The 17,332-nt window shown below is 43.7% G+C and carries 18 protein-coding genes; 2 read left to right on the forward strand and 16 right to left on the reverse strand.

Features of this window, described 5'->3' with window-relative positions:
* Nucleotides 1-16: 16 nt before the first annotated feature.
* Both DK187_RS14075 and serB read right to left on the reverse strand, forming a co-directional pair.
* Nucleotides 17-943, reverse strand: coding sequence for a LysR family transcriptional regulator (locus DK187_RS14075; RefSeq protein ID WP_111607987.1), 927 nt, complete (start codon nucleotides 941-943; stop codon nucleotides 17-19).
* An 82-nt stretch (nucleotides 944-1,025) separates the two neighbouring features.
* Nucleotides 1,026-1,943: a phosphoserine phosphatase SerB gene (serB, locus tag DK187_RS14080; RefSeq protein WP_111607988.1), complete on the reverse strand. Its 918-nt coding sequence runs from the start codon at nucleotides 1,941-1,943 to the stop codon at nucleotides 1,026-1,028.
* A gap of 258 nt (nucleotides 1,944-2,201) precedes the next feature.
* Here serB and DK187_RS14085 point away from each other — a divergent pair, with 258 nt between their 5' ends.
* Nucleotides 2,202-3,623, forward strand: a complete 1,422-nt coding sequence (locus DK187_RS14085) for an AhpA/YtjB family protein (RefSeq protein WP_111607989.1) — start codon at nucleotides 2,202-2,204, stop codon at nucleotides 3,621-3,623.
* 131 nt (nucleotides 3,624-3,754) lie between these two features.
* Here the strand turns inward: DK187_RS14085 and rpoS are convergent, their stop codons facing one another.
* From rpoS to DK187_RS14150, 13 genes are all read right to left on the reverse strand, one after another.
* Nucleotides 3,755-4,756, reverse strand: a complete 1,002-nt coding sequence (gene rpoS, locus DK187_RS14090; RefSeq protein WP_111607990.1) for an RNA polymerase sigma factor RpoS — start codon at nucleotides 4,754-4,756, stop codon at nucleotides 3,755-3,757.
* A 26-nt stretch (nucleotides 4,757-4,782) separates the two neighbouring features.
* On the reverse strand, nucleotides 4,783-5,625 hold the full coding sequence (locus DK187_RS14095; protein WP_223232315.1) for a peptidoglycan DD-metalloendopeptidase family protein: 843 nt from the start codon (nucleotides 5,623-5,625) through the stop codon (nucleotides 4,783-4,785).
* 74 nt (nucleotides 5,626-5,699) lie between these two features.
* The gene (locus tag DK187_RS14100; protein ID WP_111607991.1) at nucleotides 5,700-6,620 is read right to left on the reverse strand and encodes a DUF368 domain-containing protein; all 921 of its coding nucleotides are present in this window, start codon (nucleotides 6,618-6,620) and stop codon (nucleotides 5,700-5,702) included.
* A complete protein-coding gene (locus DK187_RS14105; protein ID WP_111607992.1) occupies nucleotides 6,613-7,278 on the reverse strand; it encodes a protein-L-isoaspartate(D-aspartate) O-methyltransferase in 666 nt (221 codons plus the stop codon). The genes DK187_RS14100 and DK187_RS14105 overlap by 8 nt, the downstream gene beginning before the upstream one ends.
* Nucleotides 7,275-8,021: a 5'/3'-nucleotidase SurE gene (gene surE / locus DK187_RS14110; RefSeq protein ID WP_111607993.1), complete on the reverse strand. Its 747-nt coding sequence runs from the start codon at nucleotides 8,019-8,021 to the stop codon at nucleotides 7,275-7,277. The genes DK187_RS14105 and surE overlap by 4 nt, the downstream gene beginning before the upstream one ends.
* Nucleotides 7,999-9,093, reverse strand: coding sequence for a tRNA pseudouridine(13) synthase TruD (gene truD, locus DK187_RS14115; RefSeq protein WP_111607994.1), 1,095 nt, complete (start codon nucleotides 9,091-9,093; stop codon nucleotides 7,999-8,001). The genes surE and truD overlap by 23 nt, the downstream gene beginning before the upstream one ends.
* Nucleotides 9,090-9,626: a 2-C-methyl-D-erythritol 2,4-cyclodiphosphate synthase gene (gene ispF / locus DK187_RS14120; RefSeq protein WP_111607995.1), complete on the reverse strand. Its 537-nt coding sequence runs from the start codon at nucleotides 9,624-9,626 to the stop codon at nucleotides 9,090-9,092. Before ispF ends, truD begins: the two co-directional genes overlap by 4 nt.
* A 16-nt stretch (nucleotides 9,627-9,642) precedes the next feature.
* A complete protein-coding gene (ispD, locus tag DK187_RS14125; RefSeq protein WP_111607996.1) occupies nucleotides 9,643-10,362 on the reverse strand; it encodes a 2-C-methyl-D-erythritol 4-phosphate cytidylyltransferase in 720 nt (239 codons plus the stop codon).
* Complete coding sequence (locus DK187_RS14130) at nucleotides 10,359-10,637, reverse strand: septum formation initiator family protein (protein ID WP_111607997.1); 279 nt, start codon at nucleotides 10,635-10,637, stop codon at nucleotides 10,359-10,361. Before DK187_RS14130 ends, ispD begins: the two co-directional genes overlap by 4 nt.
* Before the next feature lie 109 nt (nucleotides 10,638-10,746).
* Complete coding sequence (eno, locus tag DK187_RS14135) at nucleotides 10,747-12,048, reverse strand: phosphopyruvate hydratase (protein ID WP_111607998.1); 1,302 nt, start codon at nucleotides 12,046-12,048, stop codon at nucleotides 10,747-10,749.
* Nucleotides 12,049-12,099: 51 nt separating this feature from the next.
* Entirely contained in the window at nucleotides 12,100-13,734 is a 1,635-nt protein-coding gene (locus DK187_RS14140) for a CTP synthase (protein WP_111607999.1), read from the reverse strand.
* Nucleotides 13,735-13,932: 198 nt separating this feature from the next.
* The gene (locus tag DK187_RS14145; protein ID WP_111608000.1) at nucleotides 13,933-14,889 is read right to left on the reverse strand and encodes a PDR/VanB family oxidoreductase; all 957 of its coding nucleotides are present in this window, start codon (nucleotides 14,887-14,889) and stop codon (nucleotides 13,933-13,935) included.
* A gap of 81 nt (nucleotides 14,890-14,970) precedes the next feature.
* Nucleotides 14,971-16,077, reverse strand: a complete 1,107-nt coding sequence (locus tag DK187_RS14150; RefSeq protein ID WP_111608001.1) for an aromatic ring-hydroxylating dioxygenase subunit alpha — start codon at nucleotides 16,075-16,077, stop codon at nucleotides 14,971-14,973.
* A 227-nt stretch (nucleotides 16,078-16,304) separates the two neighbouring features.
* Between DK187_RS14150 and DK187_RS14155 the strand changes: the two genes are divergently transcribed.
* Nucleotides 16,305-17,030, forward strand: a complete 726-nt coding sequence (locus DK187_RS14155) for a GntR family transcriptional regulator (RefSeq protein ID WP_111608002.1) — start codon at nucleotides 16,305-16,307, stop codon at nucleotides 17,028-17,030.
* On the opposite strand, the gene DK187_RS14160 is transcribed toward DK187_RS14155, so the two are convergent.
* A complete protein-coding gene (locus DK187_RS14160) occupies nucleotides 17,027-17,323 on the reverse strand; it encodes a DUF6482 family protein (protein WP_111608003.1) in 297 nt (98 codons plus the stop codon). The genes DK187_RS14155 and DK187_RS14160 overlap by 4 nt on opposite strands.
* Nucleotides 17,324-17,332 lie beyond the last annotated feature (9 nt).

The raw sequence follows: 17,332 nt of genomic DNA on the forward strand, positions 1-17,332 counted from the left end.
CGTCTACATTAACGGGCTAATTTTTGGTCGAGGCATCAAGAAATGCCTTTCTTAACAAGCCCCTAAACCAAACATGAGCGGCATCGTGTTGAAAACGCTCGTGCCAAATCATCGAATAATCAAACTCGCGCGTTGCAAAAGGCAACTCGTACAGAGCTATTTCAGAGACGGTTCCCACCATATCTTCGGCAAAAAGTCTCGGCACTGTCAGTAACAAATTACTGTCCATCACCACTCTTGCAGCAGGTACAAAATTAGGCAAATGCACAGCGACATGACGCTTGTGGCCTATTTTGTCCAATTCACGATCTACCGCAAAATACTCTCGACGCCCTAATACCACTTGAACATGGCTGGCTTGTACATAGTCTTCTAAAGTGAGCGTACCTTGAATACTAGGATGATCCTTACGAGCCAAACACACCATACGATCACTTTTTAAACGCATGGCTCGAATACCCGCAGGGGGCTCTTTCGACAACACCGCCACCGCGACATCGATATTCGTTTGATCAAGCTCAGCCACCATGTCTTCATTCCAAGATTTAACATCTAAAATAGCACCCGGTGCTTTTTGACGAAATTGATCTAGAATCTTTGGCAACACAGTTAAAGTACCAAAATCCGTCGTTGATAATATAAAACGACGTTGACTGGTTTCAGGTGTGAACAAGCTAGGTTGAATAAGGCTCTCTAAACCTTTTAAGGTGTCTGCCAAGAGCGGCGCTAAACTTTGAGTTTTTGCAGTAGCAGACAAACCATGCGAAGTGCGAATGAACAAAGGATCGGCAAACACATCACGTAAGCGTGACAAGGAACGACTGACTGCCGGCTGAGAAACATTAAGCCGTGTCGCCGCTTTGGTGACATTGAGCTCTTCGATTAAAACCTGAAAAACATACAACAAATTTAAATCGATATCAGACAATTTTATCTCTGACAAAATAACACCTCAGCCAAGCTTGTTATCATTATAACTCTGAATCATAACAAGCTTTTCCTAGGGACAATAGCGGTCTTTTACATTACTTATAAGACAGCAATGCCCGAATGTCCTTGGAGGTCATACCCAACAAATATAAAATACCATCCAGTCCAAGGTTATTCATTGGGCAAGGCGCCTGCTCTCGCACTAAAGGCTTCGCATGCAAAGCCACGCCCAACGCAGCATGATTCAACATTAACAAGTCGTTCGCACCGTCACCACAAGCAATCGTCTGCTTCATGTCGATCTTTTGTTTTTCGGCAATGCTCGTCAACAAAAACTTTTTACGCTCGCCATCAACAATAGAACCTAAATGCTTGCCAGTTAACGCATGACTCTGGATTTCTAATACATTAGCGTGCACTTCTGCCATGCCATATTCGGCTTGAACTCGATCTGCAAAATAGGTAAAACCACCCGACAAAATTGCTGTGTGCCAGCCAAAATGATGCAGCACTGTCATTAGCGTAGAAATACCATCCATATGTTCGATGCGATTGTAAACGCCATCCATAACATCGCTACTCAAACCTTTTAACAGCGCCAAACGCTGAACGAAGCTTTCGACAAAATCAATTTCGCCGCGCATTGCACTTGCCGTAATCGCAGAAATTTGTTTGCCAATGCCAGCTTCAACGGCCAACTCATCCATGACTTCCGCTTTAATCAACGTAGAGTCCATATCAAAAACGGCCAAACCGCCAGCCTGTATGTCCAACATAGTCGCCTGGTAGATATGATCAATACCGGTTTCATTAGATAAAATCAAAAGCGCCGCTCGAACGTCGGTGCTATCGGTTATCTCAGAAGTAAGGCGTATCTGCACCACAGACACATTATCACTCTCTTGCGTTAACACATGGCTCACTCCATACAAGCCTCGTTTATCTAACCAAACATTAAATTGATTAAGATATTCAGGGGTCAAAGACCCGATAAGAGTAATACTGGCTGACATAAAGGCTCCTCATTCGATAAGGTCGCTACTATAGCAAATCGTTTTCTTTTCGCTAAGCACCTGTTCTAATTTAAAGAATTTAGAAAATGGCCGTTATGATGTATAGAGACACTTTAATGTGCAATAAAAGCGATGCTCAACCCCATGAATTAGTTATTTCGCTTGAATCGTCACAAAGTCACGGTCGTTACGATAGTTGAACAAAAGTCTCGTGTATACTTGAGTCGTTGTTTTACGAGTTACCCCTAAAGGAAGTGAATGGACACCCAACCAAAAACAAAAGCTATTACGGCTTTTATTCGTAAAAAGCTCAGTGCCTATACCATCACTGTTGCTACTTTTATTTCACTTATGATTCTGACCGTCTGTATCTTTTGGTACACAATGACGCACGCACTTGGCAATTATTTGTCTCAACAGACGGAAGTATTAGGCAGTAGCTTAGCCACCCAAGCCGCTTTTAATGCCACACAATCCATTTTAAATAACGACTTGTTGAGCCTAAACGTACTACTCAATCGTCTCGTTGTTGATGACAATATTTTAAGCGCTCGAGTTTATAATAAAAAAGACGAATTACTCGCAGAAGCCAATAGTGGCAGTACTAGTCGAATTTCAACAGAACAGGACTTACGCCCTAATGAGCAACGTCGTGTGTACAGTTCAAGCATCAAGTTTAGAGATGAAATAGTCGGGCATGTCCTCATCACTTTGGATAAGACGCCAGCACAAGCGACCTTACAACACCTCAATAATCTCTTGATTGGGGTGGCCATCTTTACCTGCACGATTGCCTTATTGCTGATCATACTGATAACGAAATGGCTTTTCTCTCCTATCAATGACGCCACGACCGCATTGCTATCCCATAGCAAAGGTCGTAAGCCAAAAGCGCTACCTTCACCTATTTATAAAGAAGCAAGACAACTCTACGATGCTGTTAAAACCATACAAACACTCACCCCGCCTAAAGAAGTAGTCGAAAAAGCTCCCCAAGAAGAAGATCTGACAAAAGCGGCCAAAGTGCAGTTCGAGATCAATTTTGACGCCATTTTCGAAGAATCCAGACAACGGAGCTGCATCCTCTACTTTGATATATTAAATTTAGAAACTTGGCATAAAGACATGACACCACTCCAAGTAGCGAATTTACTGACGCCCGTATATCGCGCTATGTTTCAAGCCAGCGAAGTGTACTTAGGTCAAGTGCATCAATACAAAAGCGACTCTGCTGTGATTCTCTTCAGCGCCCATCACTGTGAAGATAATCTCTACATCAATGCAGTCAGCACCGCGCAGCTTTTCTTGGGGTTGATCAATAAGCTTTTAGAAAACGAGCTATACGCCGACACGCCGCAACTGACTTTCCACCTAGGATTACACCAAGGCAACCAACAAATAACCAATATGGTGAAAGAAAACCACTTCGAACCAGAAAAAATAGCGCCCTTACTGGAAAGCATCCACCAGCTCAGCCGATCAGCAAGCGTCAACAAGCTTATCATTAGCGATGACATTTTCACTCTGCCTCACATACAGAACAGAGTGTTTACTGGGCTACCAGAAATAATAGAAGACGATGGCAAAGAAATTTTAGCTTATGAAGTAAAAGGCATGTCGGACAAATATAAACGCCAAATTCATCAACATGTTATCGACATTACTGATCCTGAATCCTAAGAGCAATAATGCTGATAAACCTTTATAAAAAAGACCCACTTGGGTCTTTTTTATAAATTGATTATTGAGGTTTTTCTATGCCACTTTGACAAAGGACATTGATCGACATTCAAGAATCGTAGTCAAGTTGTTTAGTCTTCAAAACGAATCACATCGTCAAGTGACAATCCTTCTTTGTCCATGATCAGACGCAGTTTGCGCAGCGCCTCCACTTGAATTTGGCGCACTCTCTCACGTGTTAAACCAATTTCAGCTCCCACGTGTTCTAACGTGCTGGCTTCGTGACCACGCAGACCAAAACGACGCGTTATTACTTCACACTGTTTTTCACTCAACTCATCCAGCCACAGCTCAATACTGTGTAAAACATCACCATCTTGTCGATCTGCTTCAGGGCCTTGATGGATAGTATCCGCTAAAATTTCCACCAGGCTTTTGTCGTTGTCATCTCCACCAAAGGTCGCATCAATAGAGCTGATCTTTTCGTTAAGACCAAGCATCTTTTGTACATCTTCAACGGGGCAATCTAGCATTTCGGCAATTTCTTCTGCGCTTGGTTCATGATCTAACTTTTGCGTCAACTCTCGAGCTGCTCGTAAATAGATATTGAGCTCTTTCACGACATGAATTGGCAGGCGAATGGTTCGAGTTTGATTCATAATGGCACGCTCAATGGTTTGGCGTATCCACCATGTGGCGTAAGTAGAAAAGCGAAAACCTCGCTCAGGATCAAATTTTTCAACAGCTCTAATTAACCCCAAGTTCCCCTCTTCAATTAAATCAAGAAGAGAAAGCCCTCGGTTCAAATAGCGACGTGATATTTTTACGACCAGCCGCAAATTACTTTCTATCATGCGCTTCCGCGCTTTAGCGTCACCTTTTAGAGCAAGGCGAGCAAAATACACCTCTTCTTCTGCTGTCAGTAAGGGCGAAAAACCAATCTCACTTAAATAGAGTTGAGTCACATCAAGATGACGACTCGAATCGGCCTCCGCATAACGAGCACTCACTGCCGACTCAAACTCTTCGTCAATCAGCTCATCATCTTCGACAAAATCCTCAAGCGTATCAAGATCAAAATCACCAGTGTCCGAAATCTTAGCTGCTTCTTTATCCATATTGGCTAACTTCATGCCCCCTCCTTAAACGCTCATCTCGCTTAATTTATTTTAGGTAAAACATCTAGCGGATCGATCGGCCTACCATCGCGTCGAACTTCAAAATGCAATAATGGCCTGTCACTTCCTTTGCCACCAATCACAGCGAGGGAATCTCCAGCCCGAACACTTTGCTGTTCCTTTACTAAAATCCTTTCGTTATAAGCATAGGCACTAAGGTATACATCATTATGCTTCACAATAACAAGGTTACCATAACCGATAAGACCACTGCCCGCATAAACAACGGTCCCATCGGCAGCGGCTTTTACTAATGCTCCCTGCTCCGCTCTGATGTCTATACCTTTACTACTAACGCCAGCATTTGAAAAGCCCCTAGTAACTTTACCATCCACTGGCCATGCCCAATTACCCGATATTTTCTCGTCTTTTTTGTCTTTAGCGACGCTTTTAGGCAACTTTTCAGACACTATAATGGCATCAGCAGAAACGGCTACAGGGGGCGAAGTTTTCCCCGTTTCAGCAATTGGCTCTACTTTTTTGACAATACTTTCGGCTTTGGGTTCCTCATTATTTACGATAACCGATGATGGCTTTGAGAGACCGCCTAGACGAATTTTTTGTTTTGGGTAAATGGTATAAGGTGCAGCAATACGATTAAATTTTGCCAACTCTCGATAGTCCAAACCATACCGAAAAGCAATAGAAAACAAGGTGTCGCCGCGTTGTACCGTATACACACCAGATGTCGGTATAGAAGAGACTCCTGCGCTATTAGCAGTATAAGTTGAGTTGTTTTGTGTTGGGTAATGCAGCACTTCATAGGAGCACCCAGTCAGCAAAAGACATAACAATACAAGCTTACTTAGCAAGTAAGTAGGCAAGAAAAAATCATGACTTTTAAAGATGAGACAACGGATAATGCTTTACCCCAATATTCGCTTAAATTGAATTATTACTATTTGTCTGATTTTGGTAATAATATGTAAGAAATAAGAATCACACTCAAGAACCCAATCAAAACAAACACTAAAGGAAGCAATAAATCACTTGGCCAATAAAAATTTGGTAAGTTCCAAGGTAAAACAAGATGCTCTTCTAAAGGCAATTTTTTATCTCCGACCAAAGTCCAAGTGTCCGTCACCTTCCAAGGCCAAACCTTTACTAGCGCCCCAAGCATAACACCCGTGAGAAAAGACAAGGTCATCGATCTGGCATGATTAAGCAAATAATGTAGAACTTTAGAAAAACTCAACAATCCGATCAATGCACCAACGGCAAAAATAAAAATCACCGAGAAATCCAAGTTTTTTACCGCTGACAAAATAAAACCGTACATGCCCATCATAAGCAGCAAAAAGCTACCTGAAATACCAGGCAAAATCATTGCGCAAATAGCGATCATACCGGAGAAAAAAACCATCACTAACGAAGTATTTAACTGCGTAGGAACAAGCAAAGATAAACTTGCGCCAATGACGACACCTAACACAAGCCCAACAAAATGACGCCAAGAAAAGCCAATAATTTGATGAATCAAAAAATACGCCGAAGCCAAAATAAGACCAAAAAAGAAACTCCATAAATAACTGGGATATTCTGCCAACAAATGCGTTATAAGGCCCGCCAGTAAAAAAATACTGGTGACAATACCGGAACCCAACGTCAATAAGAAAGCACCGTCAAAATGACGCCATAATGCTTTTAAATCACCTTTAAGCAGCATACTAGCACTGTGTCTATTAACGCCACTTAATGCGCCAATTAGGCGATCATAAACCCCCAAAATAAAAGCAATGGTGCCACCAGAAACACCAGGAACAACGTCCGCAGCGCCCATCAATAAACCACTCAAATACACTTTTAGCCATTTAGGCATGTTCCAATCCTTCTAATAACGGGACAAAAAACGCTGGTTCAGTTCCCAGACATTTCCAACGCTCACCCTCTTTACGCCAACAACCTATTTGCGGACTGGGGTGATCAATCGGCATAATTAAAATACCTTGTTGTTTTAGGCAACCCGTCAAGGCTAACGGAATTTTGCTTGCCATCGCGGTAATAATCACAGCGTCCATTTCGACTTTGTGAGGCCACCCAGTTTGACCATCGGCAAACAAATACTCAACATTTTTAACCCCCATGGACAACAAGCGCTGTTTTGCCTGTAAGTAAAGCCACTGCTGACGCTCGACGGTATGAACTTTATTAAAAAAGTGCGCTAAAATTCGAGTTTGATAGCCTGATCCTGTACCAATTTCTAACACACGACCAAGACGGGCATGGGTCAAAAGCCATTGCGTCATTCTCGCCACGGTCAACGGCTGACTGATGGTTTGATTACGCCCAATCGGAAGAGAGGTCGCTGAATACGCTAAATGGGAAAATGCCGGCTCGACAAACTCGTGGCGCGGAAGACTTCCCATTAACGCCAATAATTCGTCATGGGAAATACCCTGCTCCCTAAGGTACTTGACCATTTTAGTTGCTTTGGGTTCAGAGTGTGAGATTAGCCAATTGAGATCATGCAAGCTCATAGCGTGACAGTGTCAGTCCATCCTTTTAGAAGGGGTTGAGCCCCATAACAAGTCATGTCTGTATGGATTGGTGTGATTGAGACATAGCCATTTTCAATCGCACAAAAATCGGTTCCCTCAGACTCATCATGGGGACCTGACAAAGCGCCAATCCAAAAGCTTGGCATCCCCCTAGGGTGTTGAGCTGAGATTGGCGCTTGCGCCTTATGGCGATAACCAAGGCGTGTTACTTGTATCCCCTTCAGCTCCTCATAGGGCATATCTGGAACGTTTACATTCAATAGAATTCCCGCCGGCAAAGTCAACGTATGAGCATCTTTCAAGAGTTGCATAACTACCTTTGCCGCCGTATCAAAATATTGACTCCCCACCAAAGAAACCGCTAACGCAGGACGCCCCAAATGTCGAGCCTCCATCGCCGCAGCAACGGTACCCGAATAAATAACATCATCGCCCAAATTGGCACCATGATTAATCCCTGACACCACCAAATCAACGTCACCATCAATCACACCAGATAAAGCGAGATTAACACAGTCCGTAGGCGTGCCATCAACACGGTATTGATGGTCTGCAACTTTAACGGGCTGTACTGGACGCGTTAAGGTCAGAGAATTACTCGCCCCACTGCGGTTACGATCTGGGGCGACGATTAGAATGGAATACTCTTGCTGTAAATATTGTGCCAGCGTTTGTATGCCAACCGCGTCTAAGCCATCATCATTGGCGATCAAAATTCTCATGGTATTTCTCAGCTGACTTATCCGTAAAATCTATCATCTCACGCAAAATACTCGTGGCGAAACAGCCCTTGGTTAAAGAAAACTCAACAATCAATTGCGCGCTCCTTTCCCCCTCCCTAAGCAATTCCCACGCCATGTTCATGGGCACAAGACGCGCCAGTCGGCTGTCTCGGGAAAGATCAAAGGCAATCAAAGCGTCTACCAGCTCAGCACTGTCTGACAAGGAGTGTTTCATGACTTGCTCACGTTGAGAGCCTGTACCGGCCTCCCAACCCTCACTAATCATAGGCAACACAGGACTGATGTGACCTCGCATCACATTTAGATGCATGAGTGCGCCTACTTCTTTTACGCGAAATTGCTCATCTTTATGCTGAAACTGTGCAATATCACCATCACATAACCGCATCCACATACCGTTTTCCACCTGATCACTTAATGCCTCATTGAAACACCAAGAACGAATTGCCGATAACCAGAAGGATTCTGTTTTCGATAATTTACGGCGACTTTGCCGCCCCTTTAAGACAAAGTCTTTGCCGTTGTGCAAATTATTACCGTTTATGCCAAAACGTTGAGGTCCATAATAATTAGGCACACCCGCCTGCTTGATCAGATTTAAACGCCCTTCTAACTCATCCAAGTCGCCATTGATTTCACGAAGTCGAATCACAAAACGATTCGCTAAATGTGTACCAGTACGCAATTTTTTTGAATGGCGTAGCTGTGCAATCACGCGAACATTTTCAGGCTCTCTAAAGGCTTCCTGAATGGTCGAAAAATCTGGTTCACGGTTCAAAACATGCAAGCAAAACCATTGGCGTGTACAAGCATGACGGTCCTTCACGCCACTGTAAGTCACTTTATCGGGAGCAATGCCTGCCATCTGAGCCAAACGTTTGGCAAGAAAATCGGTATTCACCCCTTCCTTCTCGATAAAGACAAAACAAAACTCTCCTTTACCATCAGGCTCAAAACCCAACTGCTCTTCGACATAGAAGTCTTGTACGTGGGTTTTCAAATCCCCAGTCACAGTCGGCTTAGACCAAGCATATCGCCATTCGGTATTCATACATTACCTTGATTAAAAAGAGCCTGATTAAAAAGAGCTTGATTAAAATGAGCCTGTTTAAAAATAAGCGCAACGGCTTCAACAGCAATCCCCTCTTTGCGGCCAGTAAAACCAAGCTTTTCCGTGGTCGTTGCTTTCACATTGACGACACTGACATCGACCGCTAAGTCTTCGGCAATATTGGCTCGCATCGCATCGATGTAAGGACGCATTTTAGGCGCCTCAGCAATAATAGTGACATCCACATTGGCCACACAAAAACCAAGAGCCTGTATCTCTTGATAAGCACGTTTTAATAAAACACGGCTATCTGCGCCCGCAAAAGCAACATCAGTATCTGGAAAATGTTTTCCAATATCCCCAAGAGCCGCCGCCCCTAACAACGCATCGGTCAACGCATGCAATGCGACATCACCATCGGAATGAGCAACCAGCCCCTGAGTGTAAGGGATAGAAACACCACCGATGACAATGTGGTCGCCCTCGCCAAATCTATGTACATCAAAACCATGGCCTACACGAAACGGCATCATGATAGTTACTCCTGTGCTATGAATGGCACCTATTGTTTGAATTCATAAGAAAAGAAAAAAGCGCTTCAGCAATCAGCAAATCTTCAGGCAGCGTTATTTTTATGTTACTGCTCTCTCCGATAATAAGATCGGGATGCCAACCAACACTCTCCATCGCTGAGCATTCGTCTGTGACTGAGATTCCTTGCGCTTGCGCTTTCTCTAATGCCTCTAACAAGGCGTGTGCAGGAAACTTCTGCGGCGTCTGCGCCAACCAGATAGCATTACGGTCTAGGGTTGCATCAACCAAGGGCTTATCTGACATCTGTCGCTTAACAGTATCTTTAGCTGGCATGGCTAATAATGCGCCTTGTTCAGAGTGATGATTGATGATCCGATTCAATGCTGCTTGACTCAACAAAGGGCGTGCTGCATCGTGAACCAAAACCTCTTGCTGAATACCATCCAAGGTATTCAATAAATAACGCAGACCTTTTTGTACGGTATCGCTGCGCTCTTTACCACCAATAAAGCTGTGAACACAGTCATGCTGATACCACACAGAATCTGACCAATAAGGATCGTTTTCACCAATCCCCACGAGCACGCCGGCAATACGTGGATGAGATATAAAAATCTCAATAGAACGGTCTAAAATTGTCTTTCCTGCAAGCGATAAATATTGCTTAGGACTGTTCGCTTGCATACGTTGACCAACACCAGCAGCAGGAATAAGAACCCACAGAGGCTTTGTCATTTTTTATTCACCATACGATAAAATACTTCGCCATCTTTTATATATTGCAGCTCACTACGCACATGCTCTTCTACCGCCTCTTCACCAAGGCGAAGATCGTTCACTTGTGCTCTTAATGCTTGATTTCGATGTTTCAGGCGTAGGTTGATACGCTCTTGATAGGCAATCTGTTTTGCTAGCTCTTCCTGACGCTTCATTCCCTGCTCACCAAAATATAAATGATAGGATTGATAGCCCACGGCACAAACAAAAAAGACAATTAACAACCGTGCCATACAACACCCTCAACATCTTAAAAATACATTCCTTATTATCGAAGGAATTGAAGCAAAAAAAAATAAAAAAAGGGAGAACCAAGTTCTCCCTTTATGAAATCAGACGAAATTAAGCCTGACCTTTGATCTCAGAACGACCTTTGTAAGGGGCTTTACCACCTAATTGCTCTTCAATACGTAGCAATTGGTTGTACTTAGCAACGCGGTCTGAACGGCATAGAGAACCCGTTTTAATTTGGCCAGCCGCCGTACCCACAGCAAGATCGGCAATCGTCGCGTCTTCTGTTTCACCAGAACGGTGAGAAATAACAACCGTAAAGCCAGCGTCTTTTGCCATTTTAATGGCCGCTAACGTCTCAGTTAAAGAACCGATTTGGTTGAACTTGATTAAGATAGAGTTCGCAATGCCGTTATCGATACCACGTTTCAAAATCTTAGTGTTAGTAACAAACAGATCATCGCCCACTAATTGGATTTTATCGCCCATTAGTTTGGTTTGATGTGCAAAGCCATCCCAGTCAGACTCGTCAAGACCATCTTCGATAGAAACAATTGGATACTGCTTCGTAAGGTCTTGCAGGAAGAAGTTAAACTCTTCTGAGGTGAATTTTTTACCTTCACCTTTAAGATTGTAGATATTGGCTTCTTTGTCGTAAAACTCAGAGGCAGCACAGTCCATCGCCAACGTGATGTCTTTACCTAGCTCGTAGCCTGCCGCAGCGACCGCTTCTTTGATCACAGCCAAGGCTTCAGCATTAGATGACAAATCCGGAGCAAAACCACCCTCATCACCAACCGCCGTGCTTAAACCACGATCGCTCAGTACTTTTTTCAGAGCATGGAAAATTTCAGCACCGTAACGCAACGCTTCACGGAAGTTTGGCGCACCAACTGGTTGAATCATGAACTCTTGAATATCAACGTTGTTGTCTGCGTGCTCGCCACCATTAATGATGTTCATCATAGGCACAGGCATTGAGTAAACACCTGGCGTACCATTAATGTCTGCAATATGAGCGTATAATGGCACTTTCTTAGAAATCGCTGCCGCTTTCGCTGCCGCCAAAGAAACCGCTAAGATGGCGTTAGCACCAAAAGTAGATTTGTTTTCTGTGCCATCAAGATCAATCATAATGTGATCAAGTTCCGCTTGAGCAAGGGCATCTTTACCGATCAAAGCGTCACGGATTGGACCGTTAACCGCTGCAACCGCTTTTAAAACGCCTTTGCCTAGATAACGACTTTTGTCGCCATCACGCAACTCTAAAGCTTCACGAGAACCGGTAGAGGCACCAGACGGTGCACACGCTGAACCTACGGAGCCGTCTGCCAAAGTAACATCAGCTTCAACGGTAGGGTTACCACGAGAATCTAACACTTCTCTGGCTTTAATATCAACGATTTGACTCATAACAAACCTCTTAAAATAAATGAAAAATCACAAACTGCCTGTTTGCTCTACTTATTTTTCTTTACCTGCATATTTCAATGCCGCATGTACAAAGGCGCTGAACAGGCCGTGTCCATATCTAGGCGTCGAAGTGAATTCTGGATGGAACTGACAAGCAACAAACCAAGGGTGATCAGCAATTTCAATCATCTCTACCAAGGAGTTGTCTTCTGAACGACCTGAAATCGTCAGACCTGCTTTTTCCAACGCTTCAACATAAAAGTTGTTCACTTCATAACGGTGACGATGACGCTCTTTAATAACTGCTTTACCGTAAGCGTCAAAGGCTTTTGTGCCTTCAGTAAGATTACAGTTCTGCGCGCCAAGGCGCATAGTGCCGCCTAGATCGGATTCCTCTGACCGGATTTCTTTGGAACCCTCTGCATTAGTCCATTCTGTAATCAGACCAACAACTGGGTTCTCTGCTTTTAAATTAAACTCGGTACTGTGCGCACCGGCTAAATTTGCCACATTACGAGCAAATTCGATTACGGCTACTTGCATACCCAAACAAATACCTAAGTAAGGCACTTTGTTTTCACGAGCATACTGAGCCGTCAATATCTTACCTTCAACACCGCGCTCACCGAAACCACCAGGAACGAGAATCGCATCCATTCCTTTTAGGGCTTCTGTGCCTTTTTCTTCAATGCTTTCAGAATCAATATAGTGCAATTTCACTTTTGTACGAGCATGAATACCAGCGTGATCCATTGCTTCAATCAACGATTTATAGGCATCCAACAACTCCATGTACTTACCGACCATGGCAATATTGATTTGTTTTTCTGGATTCAGTTTCGCCTGAGTGACCTTATTCCAAATCTCAAGATCTGGCATATTACAGTCTAGATTAAAGTATTCAACAATCAGACTGTCCAGACCTTGATCGTTTAGCATCTGTGGAATACGGTAAATGGTGTCTGCATCAGGAAGCGAGATAACCGCACGTTCTTCAACGCTAGTAAACAAAGCAATTTTCTTACGCTCTGGCGCTTCAATAGACACTTCTGAACGACAGATAAGAATGTCAGGTTGAATACCAATAGAACGAAGCTCTTTTACAGAGTGCTGAGTAGGTTTGGTTTTTGTTTCGCCAGCAGTGCGGATGTAAGGAACCAGAGTCAAATGCATAAACAATGCGCGACGTGGACCCAATTCTACTTTTAACTGACGAACCGCTTCTAAGAAAGGTTGTGATTCAATATCCCCTACCGTGCCACCAATTTCGACCAACGCCACGTCTGCGCCTTCGGCACCAGAAAGAACACGACGTTTGATTTCGTCGGTGATATGAGGAATAACTTGAACTGTTCCGCCCAAGTATTCACCACGACGTTCTTTCTTTAAAACATGTTGGTAAACACGACCACTGGTAAAGTTATTGCGTTTGCCCATTTTAGTGGAGATAAAACGCTCATAATGGCCAAGGTCTAGGTCAGTTTCAGCGCCGTCTTCTGTAACATAGACTTCGCCGTGCTGGAAAGGGCTCATGGTGCCAGGATCCACGTTGATATAGGGATCTAGCTTTAGCATGGTGACTTTTAGACCACGAGATTCAAGGATAGCGGCCAAAGATGCTGCTGCCAAACCTTTACCAAGAGATGAAACTACACCGCCTGTAACGAAAATATATCGTGTCGCCATGAGTGTTTAACCCGCCTTAAAATATGAAAAAATGAGATTTGATGGCACAGATCAATGCACCTTCAGGACGGGTGAAAATAATAACATTGTCAGCCCCTTCACTCAATGTAAAACACAGTTGTTTTACATTGAGTGAAGAATCGCTGACTCAGCAATAAGAGGCAATACGATATGAAAAGCAAAACTCATGGACGAGCATTATAAGTCTAGCTCTAAAATGGGCGTTTTAGAACGAGAACAACACGGCATGACTAGCTTTCCTGAGGCGTGCTCTTGGTCCGTTAAAAACACATCTCGATGGTCTGGAATACCGTCGATCACACCAGTCTGGCACGTGCCGCACACACCCGATTCACAGGATACCGCCAAAAAAACACCATTGTTATCTAATACTTCAAAAATGCTTTGATCAGCCTCGACATCAAAGACCTCACCCGTACTATGAATTTTCACTTTAAACGCGGTATTTTCACCGACATTCTCATCAACAGCAGGCGCAGCAAAAAATTCTCTGTGCATACGCTCTTCAGGCCAACCTAACATTTTTGCCTGCAACAACACGTCATTAATAAAATCTGCGGGGCCACAAACATACAATTCCGAGTGATTCGAATGACGTGATAAAACATCGACCATATCCATTCGACCAGAACTCGCCACTTGGCTAAAATGAAAATGCATTTTATCGGCAAAAGAAGCCCTTTTTAACGCAGATGAAAATGCCGCCGTGTCTGGTGACTTCGCACAGTAATGAAACTCGAAAGGCAAATCCATTTTTTGCAACTGCTGCGCCATTGGCAACAAAGGTGTGACACCGATACCACCAGCCACTAACACGCTATGACGCGTTGTATCTATTAATGGAAAGTGATTTTTAGGGGCACTTATCGACAAGGTATCGCCCATTTTCAAGCGATGCACCTCGGTCGATCCCCCCCTTGATTGCGGGTCTTTCAAAACCGCAATTTCATAATACTGCGCTTCCACTTGCAAACGACATAATGAATATTGACGAAGCAAACCACTTGGCAACTTAATGTCAATATGCGCACCAGCTTCAAAAGCGGGCAACCCTGAGCCATCCAAAGAACCTAGCACAAGCCGAACCACACCTTGTGCTTCGATAACAACATTTCTTACAATGACCGGAATCATTTGCCTCTCCTGACCTGTTATTTTTTTTAGGCGCCAGCCTGAGAGTAAATAAAAACCACTCTCTGGCTGGCACTGATCATATTAAAATGACACTGTTTGAAGTGGTGCAGACGACTGAGAAGGCGACACCGCAATGGACGCCTTGGCGGACTGTTCTTTAGCAATCAGTCGATCAATGATACGTCTTGATTGCACACCACCCGCATCAATGTCTAACTTCAATAAATCATAATCAGGAAACGCCAAAAGGTTTTGTTGCTGACGTTCAAGCACCTCTAAATCTTCAGCAAAGATCTTACCTTGCCCTTCTCGAATCGTATCGGTTAACGCTTGGTCTTCTGGCTTGAAGTTACGCGCCATTCCCCAAAAATACCAAATTGAGGTCTCGGTTTCTGGCGTGATAAAGTCCACGACGGTACTACTGGCTTTTTTATTTGCTGGCGCATCAAATCCACCGTTGCCAGCATGAGCAACCCCCACATCGATCATCACATGGGAAGGTGGACTGAATCGACAAATTTGCCAACGATCAACGGGGACATTATCGGCCAGTCCGTTGCCACGAAGTGCGGCTTGCCAGAATGGTGGTGCCATAATATTTTCCATAAAACGGCTGGTAATCACTTTGTCGCCTTCTACTTCGGTAGAAACGGGGGATTCATCAATTTCTTTTTGACCAATGCTGCTCGCATGCACATACGTTTCGTGGGTTAAGTCCATAAGGTTATCGATCATCAGACGATAATCGCAGTTGATATGGTATAGACCGCCACCGTAAGCCCATTCCGGACTAACCGCCCATTCTAAATGAGGAATCAAGCTTTTATCCGCTTGTGATTGATCACCCGGCCACACCCAAATGAAACCGTAACGCTCTTCTACCGCATAAGACTTCATGCAAGGAAAGCCTTTTACACGCTGCAACGGCATCTCTTTGGTTTTGCCATCGGCGCCCATTTTTAAACCATGATACCCACAAACCAAAAGACCTTCTTCGACATACCCTAGCGACAACGCCGCACCGCGGTGTGGACAAAAATCCAATACCGCAGCAATCTCATTGTCATGAGAACGATAAAAAGCAATGCTTTCGCCACAGATTTTACGACCAAGAGGCTGGCTGCCCGCCACCTCTTCAGACATGGCAGCCACATACCATGCATTTTTAGGATAAGTTTGCTGACTCATTTGGAATTCTCCTGCTTTTATTTTTATTTATTGGATCCAATATAGTCAAAATAATTGATAAGACAAGATGGTTATGCATAAATTGGATCCAATATTTATATTATGAATAATAGTTCACAAGCTAAACAGTTGAAAAATAGAAGATTATCAATTGGATCCAATGATTACTTTTTTTCCGGTATTTACGTTATGATTATTTTTTTATTAATAAAACAAAGGCAGACTCAATGAGCAAACCGGGCCAACATGTTATCAGCCGTTTACGACAAATGATTTTGTCCGGAGAGCTTGAGTCAGGACAACGCCTTGCGGAAATTCCCACAGCGGAGCAATTGGGGGTTTCTCGGACACCTGTTCGCATTGCTTTTCGCACTCTAGAACAAGAAGGCCTATTAACCAAATTATCAGGTCGAGGCTACATGGTACGCCAAGTAACACAGGCAGAAATTAGCGGCTCTATCGAAGTGCGAGGCGTACTAGAAGGGTTGGCCGCTAGGCAAGCAGCAGAAAATACACTATCGAAAGCACAGACCAATGAATTACGAGAATTATTAAAACAAGGCGATGACTTGTTTGCGAAAGGCAGCATCAATGAACAAGACCTCGCCATATACCACGACATGAATCAGCGCTTTCACCAAATAATTATCGAAGCCAGTTTAAACCCTGCCATCGCTGAAGCATTAAGCCGTAATGAACACCTACCTTTTGCATCGGTTAGTGCCTTGGCTTTCGATCGCAACAACTTGGTTCAAGAGTATCGCCGCTTTAATTTCGCCCACATGCAACATCACGCCGTGTTTGACGCCATCCACAACGGACAAGGAAGCCGTGCCGAAGCGATTATGCGAGAGCATGCCAACGCCACCCATGGTTACGCGAAAATTTTCTCTCAAATGGAAAAAAATGGCGAAAAGATGCACGTTTTAAACAACATAAACTCAATCATTTAAGCTAAGTCGGTATTTCCAAGCGGCACTTCTAACGCGTTACCAACACCAATTGGCTGACCAACCATTTCATCATAAGCACTCTGGTGACATAACACCATGGAGCCAACACTTTTGCCCTTAAACAAAGCCTGTAGGTCTAACTTGTTATGGCTGGTTAAAAAACGCCCTTCATTGGTTGTTATATACTCTTCTTTATCCCCTATGATGACGGACAGCTGATACAAATTTGACTCCAAAGAATGCAGCTTCACTTTATCGATATGGGGAATTTTTTTAAGCTCTTTTAATTGCATGATAATACA

This window comes from Marinomonas arctica (assembly GCF_003259225.1).
Classification (GTDB): Bacteria; Pseudomonadota; Gammaproteobacteria; order Pseudomonadales; family Marinomonadaceae; genus Marinomonas; species Marinomonas arctica.